At 61.4% G+C, this 14,446-nt stretch carries 12 protein-coding genes; 7 read left to right on the top strand and 5 right to left on the bottom strand.

The features are described 5' to 3' along the window. The first annotated feature begins 100 nt into the window (after window positions 1–100). The 3 genes from AC4P1R_RS24750 to AC4P1R_RS24740 are packed head-to-tail and all read left to right on the top strand — an operon-like array spanning window position 101 to window position 3,028. Window positions 101–1,543: a GMC oxidoreductase gene (locus tag AC4P1R_RS24750; protein WP_151613096.1), complete on the top strand. Its 1,443-nt coding sequence runs from the start codon at window positions 101–103 to the stop codon at window positions 1,541–1,543. 11 nt (window positions 1,544–1,554) lie between these two features. Continuing rightward, window positions 1,555–1,998, top strand: a complete 444-nt coding sequence (locus tag AC4P1R_RS24745) for a hypothetical protein (RefSeq protein WP_492178154.1) — start codon at window positions 1,555–1,557, stop codon at window positions 1,996–1,998. 34 nt (window positions 1,999–2,032) lie between these two features. Continuing rightward, on the top strand, window positions 2,033–3,028 hold the full coding sequence (locus AC4P1R_RS24740; protein WP_069457028.1) for a phosphoribosyltransferase family protein: 996 nt from the start codon (window positions 2,033–2,035) through the stop codon (window positions 3,026–3,028). A gap of 176 nt (window positions 3,029–3,204) precedes the next feature. On the opposite strand, the gene AC4P1R_RS24735 is transcribed toward AC4P1R_RS24740, so the two are convergent. Then, a complete protein-coding gene (locus AC4P1R_RS24735; RefSeq protein ID WP_151613093.1) occupies window positions 3,205–4,686 on the bottom strand; it encodes a lipopolysaccharide biosynthesis protein in 1,482 nt (493 codons plus the stop codon). 531 nt (window positions 4,687–5,217) lie between these two features. On the opposite strand from AC4P1R_RS24735, the gene AC4P1R_RS24730 reads away from it, so the two are divergent. Then, complete coding sequence (locus AC4P1R_RS24730) at window positions 5,218–6,696, top strand: thiol-disulfide oxidoreductase (RefSeq protein ID WP_492178153.1); 1,479 nt, start codon at window positions 5,218–5,220, stop codon at window positions 6,694–6,696. Window positions 6,697–7,019: 323 nt separating this feature from the next. Continuing rightward, a complete protein-coding gene (locus tag AC4P1R_RS24725) occupies window positions 7,020–7,493 on the top strand; it encodes an SH3 domain-containing protein (protein WP_492178152.1) in 474 nt (157 codons plus the stop codon). Window positions 7,494–7,525: 32 nt separating this feature from the next. Here the strand turns inward: AC4P1R_RS24725 and AC4P1R_RS24720 are convergent, their stop codons facing one another. From AC4P1R_RS24720 to AC4P1R_RS24705, 4 genes are all read right to left on the bottom strand, one after another. Continuing rightward, window positions 7,526–7,942, bottom strand: coding sequence for a thiol-disulfide oxidoreductase DCC family protein (locus AC4P1R_RS24720; RefSeq protein WP_151613091.1), 417 nt, complete (start codon window positions 7,940–7,942; stop codon window positions 7,526–7,528). Beyond that, window positions 7,939–8,127, bottom strand: a complete 189-nt coding sequence (locus AC4P1R_RS24715; RefSeq protein WP_151613090.1) for a hypothetical protein — start codon at window positions 8,125–8,127, stop codon at window positions 7,939–7,941. The genes AC4P1R_RS24720 and AC4P1R_RS24715 overlap by 4 nt, the downstream gene beginning before the upstream one ends. A gap of 169 nt (window positions 8,128–8,296) precedes the next feature. Then, complete coding sequence (locus AC4P1R_RS24710) at window positions 8,297–9,340, bottom strand: acyltransferase family protein (protein WP_492178151.1); 1,044 nt, start codon at window positions 9,338–9,340, stop codon at window positions 8,297–8,299. 118 nt (window positions 9,341–9,458) lie between these two features. Beyond that, window positions 9,459–10,973 (bottom strand): GDSL-type esterase/lipase family protein, encoded by a 1,515-nt coding sequence (locus AC4P1R_RS24705; protein WP_492178150.1) that lies wholly within the window; start codon window positions 10,971–10,973, stop codon window positions 9,459–9,461. Window positions 10,974–11,412: 439 nt separating this feature from the next. Here AC4P1R_RS24705 and AC4P1R_RS24700 point away from each other — a divergent pair, with 439 nt between their 5' ends. Both AC4P1R_RS24700 and AC4P1R_RS24695 read left to right on the top strand, forming a co-directional pair. After that, window positions 11,413–12,573: an osmoprotectant NAGGN system M42 family peptidase gene (locus tag AC4P1R_RS24700; protein ID WP_151613087.1), complete on the top strand. Its 1,161-nt coding sequence runs from the start codon at window positions 11,413–11,415 to the stop codon at window positions 12,571–12,573. Between the two features lie 270 nt (window positions 12,574–12,843). Further along, the gene (locus tag AC4P1R_RS24695) at window positions 12,844–14,406 is read left to right on the top strand and encodes an ABC transporter substrate-binding protein (protein ID WP_151613086.1); all 1,563 of its coding nucleotides are present in this window, start codon (window positions 12,844–12,846) and stop codon (window positions 14,404–14,406) included. Window positions 14,407–14,446: the final 40 nt, after the last annotated feature.

Here is a 14,446-nt window from a genome sequence, read left to right as displayed (position 1 = left end):
AAGCTGCGAGCCCGATCCCGGGCTTGCCCGCATGACCGAAGCTGGATTGATCCCAGCGTCCGAGTGCGTCCACCCCGTTTTCGTGAGAGAAGGCTAGTCGATGGTCCTGGATATCCGCCCAGACAAGATCGCCGGAGAACATTTCGACATTGTGGTGATCGGCTCCGGCTTTGGCTCGGCCTTTTTCCTGCACGGCTTTCTCCAACGGCGCAAAGCGCGCATTCTCCTCCTTGAATGGGGGCGCCACAATTCGCATGCTTGGCAGCTCGAACATGGGGCTAATACCGATCTCAAGGACGAGCAGACCTACAGCAGCAACGCGACCAAGCCGTGGAATTATACGATCGGACTTGGCGGCGGAACAAACTGTTGGTTCGCGCAGACGCCCCGGCTGCATCCGAACGATTTTCGGCTGAAGAGCCTTTACGGGATCGGCCATGATTGGCCGATCAGCTACGACGAGCTCGAGCCGTTCTATTGTGAGGCCGAAACGGTCATGGCCATATCGGGCGATCCCGACATGGCGGCGATCATGCCGCGTTCAAAGCCCTTCCCGCAGCCACCGCATCGCATGTCCACGCCGGATCGCCTGATGAAGGCAGCTCAACCAGACCAGCACTTCGTCATGCCGACGGCGCGTGCCCGTGTCGCAACGGAGACGCGGTCGGCCTGCTGCGCTTCGCTTCGGTGCTGGCTTTGCCCGGCTGATGCGAAGTTCACCGCGAACAACGGCCTGATGCATGTGTTCGAGCACCCAGATATATCGGTGTGTCTCGGCTCGGAAGTGCGCCGGCTGGATCATGCCGCCGGTTCCATCCGGGCAGTGACGTTTCGCCATGGCGGCAGGGAATACACCGCCAGCGGCGATCTCTTCGTGCTCGGCGCCAATGGGATCCAGAGTGCCGCCATCATGCTCAGGTCCGGTCTTGGCGGCGAATTCGTCGGGCGCGGACTGCACGAATCTTACGGCCGCAACGTCGAAGCATATCTCGACGGCATCGATAATTTCGATGGCAGCACGATCACCACGGGGCTGAATTATGGCCTCTATGACGGGCAGCACCGCTCGGAGCAGGCTGCCGCGCTCGTCTATTTCGAGAACCGCTGGCAGCATGGGCTGCGTGCCGAAAAGGGCCGGCTGCGCCAGACCCTACCGCTTGTCATCGTCACCGAGGACCTGTTGGAACCGGAGAACTTCGTCGGTCTCGACGAGAACGAAAACGCCTTGATCAACTACAAGGGGCCGGCCGGTTATGCGGTCGAGGGCATGGCGCGGGCGCTGGAGAAGCTGCCCGATATTCTTGCGCCGCTGCCGGTGGAGGAGATCATGGACCGCGGCGTTCGCGGCACGGAATCGCATGTCCAGGGCACGCTTCGCATGGGCAAAGATCGAAGCGACTCCGTCATCGACCGGGATCTGATCCATCACGAATTCCGCAATCTTGCGATTGTCGGCACGAGCACATTTCCCAGTTGCTCCTGTGCCAATCCCAGCCTGACGGCGGCGGCGCTTTCGCTGAGAGCCGCCATGCGCATCTCGTGAAGGAGGCAAGCATGAAGGGAGTTTCGAGGCGCACCGTGCTCGCGCTGGCGGCAGGCGGGCTCGCGTCGACCGGCCTTGCCTATGCCGCCGTGCGATCCTTTTCGGAGCTGGAGATGGTGCGCGCGACGCTCGAGAGATATCTCGGCAATCTCAACATCTCGGACGATCACCTGCGCGCCTTCGTTCTGGAGTTCCGTAGGCGCAATCCGTGGGACTTTCCCACTGGCAAGCTGGCAGACGCGACGACGCTTTTCGAGAAGCTTCGCATCGGAGACATGGCGCGCCCGCTCCTGCCCGAGGATCCCGCGCACCGGCTGGAGCGGTTCGAGCGCTTGTTGCTCGCAGATTTCCATCTTCTCACCGACTATGTCTGGCGGCGCGGGCCGGACGATCCGATCACCTATTCCGGAAGCCAACTCTGCGTAAACCCGTTCGCAAATTTTGAAGCGGCTTAGCGCGGTCGCAAACACCACTCAGAGGTGCAACAAGATGCAGTATCGATCGATCGCCGACATGAATGCCACGATTGCCAGAAACCTGCATCGCCTGCCCGGCGATATCGATCTGGTCGTCGGAATCCCGCGCAGCGGCATGCTGGCCGCCAATCTCCTCAGCCTGACGGCAAACATCCAGATGACCGATCTCGACAGCTTCGTCGCCGGCAAGATTTTCTCGAGCGGGATTACCAAGCGCTCCGCGGCGCTCGGACGTAGCATGGCCGAAATGCGCAGGATTCTGATCCTCGACGACAGCATCAATGGCGGCAGTGCCATGAGAGAGGCCAGGGTGAAGGCGGCGGCCGCGGGCATACCGCGCGACCGGCTGATCTTCGCCGCCGTTTACGGCAGCTACGAACGCTACGAGGAGACGGACTTCGTGCTCGAGGTCGTCCAGCAGCCACGACTGTTCCAATGGAACTTCATGCATCACAAGTTCCTTGGGCAGAGCTGCGTCGACATCGACGGCGTGCTGTGCCTCGACCCGACGAACGACGAAAACGATGACGGTCCCGCCTATCTTCGCTTTCTCGCCGAAGCACACCCGCTCTACGTGCCGACGCGCAAGATCGCCTCCCTGGTGACCAGCCGGCTGGAGAAATATCGCTCCGAGACGGAGGACTGGCTGGCCAGGCGGGGCATCGAATACGACGAGCTCGTTATGCTCGACCTGCCGAGCAAGGAAGAGCGCCAGCGTCTTGCCGCTCACGGCCGCTTCAAGGCGGAGGTCTACCGACGCTCCAATGCCGTCCTGTTCATCGAGAGCGAACACGGCCAGGCCGTCAACATTGCGAAACTCTCGGGCAAGCCGGTCCTCTGCGTGGAAACGCACGAGATCATCACACCCGCATCGGCCCTGGTGCGCGAGCGCCTGAACCTGGCAAAAACGGCAGAGGGAAGGCATGCGCTGCTGAAAGCAGCGGCCCGGGCCATGCTGGGTGAGCGAGGCTACGAGGCACTGAAAAGCAAGGTCAGAAAGCCGGCCTGATTGGCGCGAAATTTGGCCGCCGAGTAGGGCCGGTGCGCTGGCGGGCACGGGTGCGACACCCGTCAATCCGGTCTCCGGCACCCGGCCACGGGCCGTCAGCGACCTCCGCACTGCTGCATGTGTCGCCCTCAATAATCAAACTGAGATCCACGATAGGAGACATGCGGTCGTTTCTCTCAGCTTTGCCCGCTTCGTCTCTTCGGCAGCAGATCGAGCGCCTCGCGTAGCGACCGGCGGCCGAAAGGGAAGACAAGCGCGACGGCAACCGTCACGGCATAGGAAAGAATTGCAGCGCCCGCGAGAGCGACGATCGTCTGGTCCGGCAGATGCGGCCGCACCAGCCACAGGATGGCGAGCGCGACGTGCGCCCCAAGCACGAAAGGACCGGCGGCGCGGACCATGTCGCCGGCGGTCAATGGGCCCTTTCTTCCAATATAGAGCCATAGGACCGGCGTCCGCAGATATTCGCTCGTGGCATAGGCGACCGCAACTCCGAGCGCGCCGTAAGGAAGGCCGATGATGAAAGCCATGGCGGAGCTTGCGGCGGTGATGATCCCCCAGCGCATGAAGTCGCCGGAGCGACCCTGGCTGATGAACAGCCAGCCCGCCGGGTTGTTAAGCGGTTGAAGCAGGCCGGCAAAACCGAGCGCTCGGAAAATGTCGGCGCTTTCCCGCCATTGTTCGCCGAGCACGAAAGGAATGAGCCGGTCGGCAGTCGCCACCGCAGTCGCCACCCCCGGCAGCGCAACAACCAGCATCAGGGGGATCACGCGCAAGTAGGCGCTGCGGTAACGATGGGGCTCGCCGGCAAGCCGTGAGAGCGCCGGCACCATCACTTTCGAGAGCGGGTTGGCGATCTGGCTCAAGGGGAACAGGAGAAGCTTGTAGGCGCGGTCGTAAAGGCCGAGCTCCGCATTGCCCCAGTAGCGCCCGATCAGGATGTTGTCGAGATTTCGGGCAAAGAAGTTCGCGAAGTTGAACCCGGTGATTCCGGCGCCGAAATTGAGCAGAGCGCCGATACCCTGCACCTTTCGCGGAAAGCCCGGGCGCCAATGCGAATTCACCCAATAGCAGAGACTGGGCAGGACGGCACTCGTGAGCGTGCCTGCATAAAGCGCCCAATAGGACCGGTCGACCAGCGTCCAGGAGACCGCGGCCAGAAGGCCGGCGACAGCGCTTGTGACTTCAACCAGCGCGAGGCGACCGAAGGCCATGCGGCGGTTGAGGAGGGCGAGGTGCTGCGCGCCCAGGCCGTACGCAACGATCTGCGCGGCCATGGCGGCAATCAGCGGGCCGACCCGCGGCTCGCCATAGAAGCTGGCGATCAACGGCGCCACACCCACCATCAGGCAGGCGAGCGCCGCGCTAACGGCGACGTTGACCCAGAAGAGGTAATTCACCTCGTCATGCGTGATTGCGTTCTTCTGCACGGTCGCCTGCGTCAGGCCGAAATCCTGAAAGAGCGCGATGAAGGCGAGCACCGGTGCGCACATGGCCACGATGCCGAAATCTTCAGGCGAAAGCAGGCGGGAAAGGACGATGACCGAAAGGATCTGGGTGGCAACCTTGACGGCCTGGGCGAGGCCGGTCGCGACAGCGCCGCGGCCAACGGACCTGCGAAGCGAACCCTCGGGCGGATCGAATGGGCTGGCGTCCAAGTCTCCCTACTCTCCTTCAGGGTTTCCATGAGCATTGCAATACCGAGATATCTTTTGCGGCGCAACAGAGACTGCAACCTATGCTGCGCTGCACACTGAATATTGCAACACAGCATCATGCGTAGTAAGTTCGCTACAACTGAACCATAGGTCGTACGGCCTGGCGGTGCAGCGCCTCTTGGGAACTCGGCGTGGCCATCCCATGCCCTGTGCCCGCATCGAGCAAGAGGCAATGGAAACGGTGCACGAATTTGTTGTAATAGAGGAAGTTTACAAACTAGAGTTGCTCATTAGAGTCACGCGAGGGCGGAATATCGGGAGTACAGCTCCCGGCGAGATCCCCGTCAGTGGCAAGCACGGAGAGCGAGGAGACGTAGGCGGGCATTTCTCCCAAGATTGCAGGCCGCGGCGCCGCAAGAATGTGACGTCGTCGCGAAGCACCGCTTGGCTGCATATGCCTTCAGACGGATTTGCCAAGCACTTTGCGGCATTCCCCGTTCGGACAACCACCGGTCACTTGGAGTGGAATTCATGATGACGGCAGATGCGATACCTTTCTGGAATATGGGCCGCAGGAAGGCCACCAGGATCAGGGAACTGGCCTACAGCTACGACGGTCTGACGGCATTCACGCCTTTCTGGGCCTTAGCGGCGATCTTCAGCATTGCCGGCGATACCTACGGCCTGATCGGCTACAAGGGTGCAATCTACATGACGCTCGGTTGGGCGATCATCCTGTTCAGCCTGTTGCTCTTCCTATACCCGCGGCGCACCTGGCTCCTCCTGGCTCTTGCCGGTGTCTCGGTGGCGCTCTATGCCGTGCGCCTACCGGTTGCCTCCAACAACAAGACGATTACCACCGTCATGGACGGCGCGATGCTGCTCAGTGCGGCGCTTCTCTACCTGAAGTCCGGCCGCGGCCCGATCGATCGCGTGGCCCTTTACGACCAGGTGCGCGTCGTTGCGCGCGCCCTGCTCGCGATCATGTATTTCTACGGCATCTTCCACAAGATCAACACGGATTTTCTCGACCCCACCGTCAGCTGCGCAGTGGGCCTCTATGTGCCGCTCGCCCGGCCCTTCGGTCTGGAGGACAATCTGTTCGGCCGCTATCTGGCGATTTACTCGACCTTCATCATCGAAGGGATCGCCATCCTGTGCCTGTACTGGAAGCGCTATTTCGCCGTGGGCTTCATACTGGCGCTGCTCTTCCACTACATCATCCCTATTTCCGCCTATTCCTGGTATATGGACTTTTCCAGCCTTGTCTTCGCGCTCTACGTGCTGAGCATTCCGAAGCCCGCGAGCCAGATGCTCTATGGCATTTCGCTGAACGTGGCGAACCGGTTGCGCGAGAACTACGGGCGCATCGGTACCCTCTTCCCCGGCCTGGCTCTCACACTCGTTACCGTCGCCGTCGTCATGCTCCTGACGCTTGTCTTCCCGGAGCGCTCCTTCGACATGGTCGTCCATTCCGTCTGGATCCTCGTCTGGGCGGTCGCGGGCGGCGCGGCCCTGGTCGTGCTCACCTATGTGGCGCTCGAAAACCTGCCTTGCGAAAATACCGCCGCGCCGCGGGCGCCAGCCTGGGTTTATGTGGTGCCCGGCCTGTTCTTCCTTTCCTGCCTTTCCCCCTATGTCGGGCTGAAGACGGAAAGCTCGATCAACATGTTCAGCAACCTGCACACGGAGGCTGGCCAGACCAACCACCTGCTCTTTTCCAAGCCGCCCTATCTCTTCAACTACCAGAACGAGGTCGTGAAGGTCGTCGATTCCTCGAGGGAACTTTGGATACGCCAGTCGCAGGCCGGCTACTATCACATTCTGCATGACCTGAAGCTGTGGCTCCGCTGGAAGCCGGATGCCTGGGTGACCTACGAAAGGGACGGCGTGACCGTCACACGGGCGACCGCGGCCAGCCTCGCCGACGAAATGCCGAACCTCCTGGAACGCAAGCTCTTGATCTTTAAGCTGGTGGACTTCTCGCGGCCGAAGGTTTGCACGCATTGAGGTTCGTCCCCCGACGGCCGGGCACTTGCACACGCCTCCGCCTGGACCAGACCCGGTGCAGGCAGGCTTGCCCGACCGGCTTGGAGCTTTAGGATTACCCGCTCCAGGACCAACCGCGGCGCCTCCGAGCTGACACCTCTGTGTCGCATTGACATCCTGTCATCGGCCGTGTTTTGAAGCCACGCACGGCATCCATCTAGCTGGCCGCCTCCTCGTCCCGCTTTGGGGACATGCCCATTGCCTGACGGTACGATCTAATCCTGGATTCTGATTGCCCAGTAATAGCCTTGCTCAGAACGTTTGTTTGTCTATTCCTTGCGGCCATGTCCGCCGTACCTGCCAGTGCCGCTCCCATCAACGGCCGCGTAACGGGTCTGCCCATCCCTCGCTACATCTCGCTCGGTGCCCAGCGCGCAAACATGCGTGTCGGGCCCGGAACGGACTATATGGTGAAATGGGTGTACCTTTCGCCCGGCTTGCCGCTGGAGATCTTCGCCGAATATGGAAACTGGCGAAAAGTAAGAGATCAGGACGGCACGGTCGGGTGGATGTATCACGGACTTCTGTCGGGTCGCCGGACCGGTGCGATCGCTCCTTGGAAAGAGGGCTACGTTCCCATGCGCGATCATGCATCGTCTATTGCGCCCGTCGCCGCTCGACTGGGGACGGGGCTTGTCGTTCGCCTGCGGTCCTGCAGTGGCACTTGGTGCCGTGTGACAGGAAAGGACGGCGGGTGGAGCGGCTATGTCAGACAGCAGAACATTTGGGGAGTTTATCCCGGCGAAGTGCTGCCATGACTCCGATGCATGCGCCCGAAGACCGTCTCGGGTCACCAGCCCCGTTCGGGCGAGTGGTCGAGATCAGCGGGGATGAGCGGCCGGCCGCGCAGGCGTAGCGTGATGCGGCGCCCGAGCTTAAGCGCGGGGTAGATCAGCCGCGCAGCCAGCCGGCTCGAAAGGATCGCACGATTGAGCCAGCCGAACAGCGAAGATGGCGAACTGAGAATCGCCAACAGATTGACGGCCTCGTCTCCGTGATAGACGCGATCGTCGAAGACGAAGAGCATGCCTTCGTTCAGGTCATAGCCCGCATGTTGAAAAGCCGCGACGCGCGGATCACCCGAGCGGGCATCGAGCAGTTCGACCGGGCCCACGGTGTCGCGCAGCCGCATGAAACGGACATAGTTCTGACAGAACACGCAATCGCCGTCATAAACGATGAGTGCCGCTTTTTCGGAGTTGCTCATTGCGCCACCGGATCGTTGCCGAGGTCCGTCGGCGGCGTCGAGGCGTCGGCCAGAGCGCAATTGCCATAGAACGAACAGCCGGAGACGACGGGCAGATTGGCGAGCGCATCGAGAACGCCGACGAAGGCGACGACGACAGCACCGAGCGCGATCAGTTTCTTGTAAACATGCATGTCGCGAAACATTCCGGTTCGTCCCCTTGCTGGGTTCGAGGCATCTATCGGAGGCGACGGCAGCCAAGCGCCGGCCGCCGACCTTGTGCACTGCACAATCTCTCTTAAAAAGGGGAGAAGATCAAGAGAAATCCACCCCAGGGTTGCGATCATTGTCCCTGCGACTGCGTCGCCACCAATCTCATCTCGCGCGACTGGCGAGCGTCCGCCGCATCCGGTCGATGCTGAGCGACAGCGATCCGTGCCCCAGAAACCAGGGCGACAGAACTGCCGACGAGTTCAGCAGCCGATAGAGGAGATAGGGCAAACCGACAGAGAGGACAATCAGCGGAATATCCGAAGTCATACCCGTTTCTCGCAGCGTGAAATGCACGAACTGATGGGCGAACATGATGACCAGTGAAGCCTTGCCGAGCTCGGCGAGCGGAGCCATCCGCTCAGGGAGACCACACGTGACCAGGCGGGCGAGACTGAGCACAGCAGCTGAAATGGAAAGCGCAAGCAGCAAGCCGAGGATCGGTGGTCCGAATTTGGTGTTCTTCATGCTGAACGTAAAGTCGGACCCTGCCGAGGCAGCGGCAATCGAGATGCCGACAACGGCAAGTGCCGCCAGGGCAAGCGCCTTGACGCCCAGCTTCTCTTCGCGCAGCAGGTGCCCAAACCAGAAGGCGCCGATGGCGAGAGGTACATTGCTGAGGGCAAGAGGCGAGCGGATATCCGGCCAGGAGGCCTGGATGAGATAAGCGAGGACGACAGAGCCTGCCACGAAGGTCAGCATGACGGGATCGGTTGGCCCTTTGGTCAGCAGCGCAACCTCGTTGTAGAGAAGCTGGGTCGCAAAGAGGCAGCTCACGAACCAGAAGACACCGAGTTCACGGGTAAGGTTTCGTCCGCCCCAAGCGGCGTTGGTCACCAGTTCCCTGATTTGCCAGGGAGCCGGTATGTCACCGTGGAGAAGGTCGACGAGCAGCATGCCCGCGATGAGGAGGCAGAGAAAGGCGACATACGGGACCATGAGACCACGCACTCGCTTTGAGAGCAGGGCCTGCCGGTCGGAGGCAGTGAAGAGATAACCCGATATGACGAAGAAAAAAGGCATGTAGAACAGCGAGATCGTGAAAGAGACCTCCGGTGCCAAATGCCATTTGCTGTGGGTCAGGACGTGGGCCAGGACGACGAGAACGATGCCCACGCCCTTGGCCACATCGAGCCAAGTCTGGCGCATTGCTAGCCTCCAGTGCTCCGATCGAATAGCTCTCTCGACGGACAATTTTAAGACCAGCCCGATTGTGCGTAGCCCAAAAGGGTTAGCAACCCTCATTTTTTGGGGAATTCAGCCGTGGCTATGCAAAGAAGAAATCGCTTGTAGACAGGCTCGCGACAAGAGTGCCCTTCAAGAGCACAGTATCGGTCGCGGAAAAGACGACCAGCGTGTCGGCACCGATCTGGCGGAGTTCGCTATAGCTTTGATAACCGGAGACCTCCAGGAGATCGTAGCCGGAAACGCTGAAATCTGTGATGACGTCCTGGCCATCGCCGATCGCGAAGACGAAAGTGTCGTTGCCGGTGTCACCCGTCAGGGTATCGTTGCCAGCGCCGCCGATGATACGGTCCGCGCCGCCGCGACCGTCGATATTGTCATCTCCATCGCGCCCTTCAATCCTGTTCGCCCCGCTGTTGCCGATGATCCTATTGGCTGCGGCATTGCCGATGCCGGCTAGACCGGCCGCCGATCGCAGGAACAGGTTTTCGACGTGCTCCGCGAACGTCCAATCGACATAGGCGTGAACCTCGTCCACACCGCCGCCAGCCTCCTCGATCGTGCTGTCGCCGGAATTGTCGACATAGTAGACGTCGTTGCCCGCGCCGCCGATCATCACGTCAGCGCCGGTTCCGCCGATCAGCACGTCAGCGCCGCCGCGTCCCTCGAGGACGTCGTTCCCATCGCGGCCTTCCAGGGTGTTGGCCCCATCAGTTCCGGCCAGCCGATCGTCAAACGCCGAGCCGATCAGGTTTTCGATACTGATGAAGGTGTCGCGGTCGCTGCCGATGCCCTCTCCGTCCAGGCCGAAATGCTCCTCCAGCGCCTGCAGCCAGTAAGCGGCGATTTTCTCGTAGCCTTCGGCCGTCGGATGCAAGCCGCTGTCGAGCGGAGGCGCCGTGATGTCGTCTTGCGTCAGGCCGCGCATGTCGACGAAGACCACATCAAGCCCCAGCGCCGCCAGTTCTTCGATGAGCGCGGGCATCGCGTCGTTATAGGCGTCGACCTTGTCGGCCCGCGCCTGCGACTGCTGCCCCACCCGCACGGGTGGGACAGAACCGACGAAAACGGTCACCTCGGGATCCGCGGCTGCCACACTAAGCAGAAGGTCGCGCAGGTCCTGAATCATCGTCTGCACGCTGTCGGTCTTGCTGTCATTAGTGCCTGCGATCAAAAGCACGGCGTCGGGCGCCGTCGTGGCGAGGACGCCTTCATCGATGCCATTCAACTGATTGAGCGTCCAACCGCGATGCCCCTCATGGTCGCGGTCCTCCATGGCGGCGGGGCCGTTTGCGAGCGACCCGACGAAATCGACGTGGATATTGAGCGCGCGCAGATGATCCAGCATGAATTTCCGGTATCCGCCACTCTCGGTATCGGTCGTGCTGCTGATCACGCCGTAGGTGATGGAATCGCCGAAGGGCAATATCGAGAGCAATTTGTAAGCTCGTCCGGATTGAAGATCGGCAACGACCCCGCGCGACGAGCGAGCATAGCTAACCGCATCAGCACCCCCGCCACCATCGAATGAGTTTGGCCCATCATCGTCATAGAAAACGTCCCGGCCCGGACCGCCGAAGAACAGGCTTTCTGCCATGGTCTCTCTCCTCTGGAAGCAGGACAACTGGGGGCGCGATGAATTCTCCACGGAATCATTGGAACCGCTTGAAAGCGACGAGCAGGCAATTCATGCGCCGGAACGAAGCTGCTGGCCTTCAACGGCGCGATGCCGTGCCATCGTCGGAACGCGAGGCACGACGCCGGTCGGTGCAGCAAGCAGGTCCGAATACATCCATTAGGCGCATATCGACTTATCATGCAGCTTATCAGAGAAATGCCGCATCGCAAGAATTTCCTGCACGCATTAGGAGATAAGCGCAGTCTATACACGCCAAAACAGTACTGGCGTTTGGTTGCGACGCAATCCGGGGTCAGTCGCGGTTTCGACGGGAAAGACGACGGTCGACTTGAGCAACCTGCTTTCGGCGGCGGCACCCAAGGTTGACGCCTCCGCCGCATCTTGCGACAAAGGCGGCATGAGTTCGGCCATATCGATCGACCCTCACTATCTGGTCGCTCGCCTGAAGGCGCTGCTGGCGATCGCGAGTCCCACCGGGTTTACCGACGAGGCGGTTCGCCACACCGCCCGCGAGCTCGAGCGGTTGGGATTGGAAGTGGTGCTGACACGGCGTGGCGCCATTCGTGCCCGCCGCCCCGGCGCGGCAAGGCGGCCGGCACGCGGCATCGTCTCGCATCTCGACACGCTCGGCGCACAGGTCAAGCTGCTCAAACCGAACGGGCGCCTCGAACTGGTGCCGATCGGCCATTGGTCGGCACGCTTTGCCGAGGGCGCCCGGGCCTCGATCTTTTCCGTCAAGGGCACCTATCGCGGCTCGATCCTGCCGCTGAAGGCCTCCGGCCACACCTTCAACGAAGAGGTAGACACCCAGCCGAGCGGCTGGCGCCATGTGGAATTGCGCGTCGACGCGCTGGCGCGCAATCAACACGACCTCACCCAGCTTGGCATCGACGTCGGCGATATCGTGGCAATCGATCCGGCGCCGGAATTCCTGGAAAACGGCTTCATCGTCTCACGGCACCTCGACGACAAGGCGGGCGTCGCGGTGATGCTGGCGGCGCTGGAAGCGATGAACAGGGAAAAGGTGGAGACGCCGGTCGACACCTATTGGCTCTTCACCATCGGCGAGGAAGTCGGCGTCGGCGCCTCGGCCGTAGTCACGCCCGACATCGCTTCGCTCGTTGCCGTCGACAACGGCACCACGGCGCCGGGCCAGAACTCCTCGGAGTTCGGCGTCACGCTCGTCATGGCCGACCAAACCGGCCCGTTCGACTACCATCTGTGCAAGAAGCTGTTCGAGCTTTGCGGCACGAACGGCATTCGCGTCCAGAAGGACGTGTTCCGCTACTACCGTTCCGATGCCGCGTCCGCCGTCGAGGCGGGCCACGACGTGCGCACCGGCCTCCTCGCCTTCGGCGTGGACGCTTCGCACGGCTACGAGCGCATCCATCTGCACGCGCTGATCTCCGTCGCCAAGCTGGTGGTGCACTATCTCGCGAGCCCGATCGAGATCGAACGGGACGCCGAAGAAACCGCGGTCGGCCTCAAGGGCTTCACGCACCAGAAGGTGCCCGAGGCCGAACAAGACCTGACGCCGGAGGATGGGCAGGAGGGGTAGAAGGCCGCTGCTGCTTACGCTCTGATTTCCAAGCCTACAGCCCCGCGCACCATTTCAGACGCGCAAAGGCGCTGTAGCTCGTTGAAGCGGCGCATCGCGCTCCGAAAACGCGCACGTTTTTTAGGCTGATGCAGGAAGTACCTCCCGTCATCGCCCCGTAGGCGCATCACTCCCTCGCGCGGATTAATGATGATAAATTCTTGCTTCTGTGGCATTTATCAGTATTAATCGCCCTCTCACGAATTCAGCCAAATCGAAAGGATCTTCCCCATGAAGAGGCTACTTCGGAGCGCCATAGTGGCGGCTGCCGTAATTCTTGCCGCCGCGGCCACGCCGGTTAAGGCGCAGACTCCCCCCAATGTCCTGGTCGTCGGTCAGATCGCGGAGCCGCAATCGCTCGATCCGCATACGGTCACCGCCACCAATGATTTCCGCATTCTCGTCAATGTCTATGACGGGCTTGTGCGGTTCAAGGACGGGACATTGGAGGTGGAGCCGGCACTGGCAGAGAGCTGGACGATTTCCGAGGACGGGAAGACCTACACATTCAAGCTGCGCGAAGACGTCAAATTCCATGACGGAACGCCCTTCAATGCCGACACCGTCAAGTTCAATTTCGACCGCATGTTGAAGGAGGATCACGCCTTCTACGACACCGGTCCGTTCCCGCTGTCCTTCAACTTCTCCTCGATCCAAGCGGTGAATGTCGTCGACGATCGCACAGTCGAGTTCAAGCTCGACGGAGCCTTCGCCCCCTTCCTTTCCAATCTCGCCTACCCGACCGGCCTGATCGTCTCTCCGGCGGCAGTCGAGAAGTATGGAAAGGACTACGGTCGCCATCCGTCGGGCACCGGTCCCTTCAAATTCGTCGAATGGGTCTCCAACCAGCGCGTCGTCGCCGAGCGCAATCCGGACTATTGGGACGGCCCGGCGCGCCTGGAGGCGGCCGTCTTCCGGCCGATCACCGACGCCAATACGCGGGTCGCTGAAATGATGGCGGGTGGCATCGACGTCATGGTCGAGGTACCGCCGGACAATCTCGCCACCTTCAAGGAGGACGACAATTTCGCAGTCGTCGAGCAGGCGGGGCCGCATGTCTGGTTTGCCATTTTGAACGCCAAGGAAGGCCCCTTCGCCGACAAGCGCGTGCGCCAGGCCGCCAATTACGCTGTCAACAAGGAGACGCTGGTCAACGACGTGCTGCAGGGCACGGCAACGGTCGCGGCCGGCCCGATCCCGCCGGCCTTCAACTGGGTCGAAAGCACGGTCGAACCCTATCCCTACGACCCGGAAAAGGCGAAATCGTTGCTGAAGGAAGCCGGAGCCGAAAGTCCCGCTGTCACCTTCTACGTGACCGAAGGAGGGTCCGGGATGCTCGATCCGGTCACCATGGGCGCAGCCATCCAGGCAGACCTTGAAGCTGTCGGCTTCGACGTGAAGATCGAAACCTATGAATGGAACAGCTTTCTCGGCCGGGTCAATCCGGGGCTCGAAGCCAAGGCGGATATGGCGGAAATGGCCTGGATGACCAATGATCCGGACACGGTTCCCTATCTAACGCTCAGGAGCGACGCCATGCCCGACAAGGGCGGCTTCAATTCCGGCTATTACTCCAATCCGAAAGTCGACGAACTTCTGGAGAAGGCCCGCGCCTCCACGGACCAGGCAGAGCGCGGCAGGCTCTACGGCGAGGTGCAGGCGATTGTGCATGAGGACGCTCCCTGGCTCTTCGTCGCCAACTGGAAGCAGAATGCGGTGACGACCGCGGCCGTCGCGGGCTTCAAGCTACAGCCGTCCTTCCTCCTGCATCTGCACGGCGTGTCCAAGCAGTAGGATTGAAGGCAACCGGTTGCCGGCAGCGATGCCGGCGGCG

The sequence above is a fragment of the Sinorhizobium sp. Y406 genome (assembly GCF_058732025.1).
The sequence above is the reverse complement of the archived record's forward strand: the minus strand, read 5'-3'. Positions and strand labels throughout refer to the sequence as shown.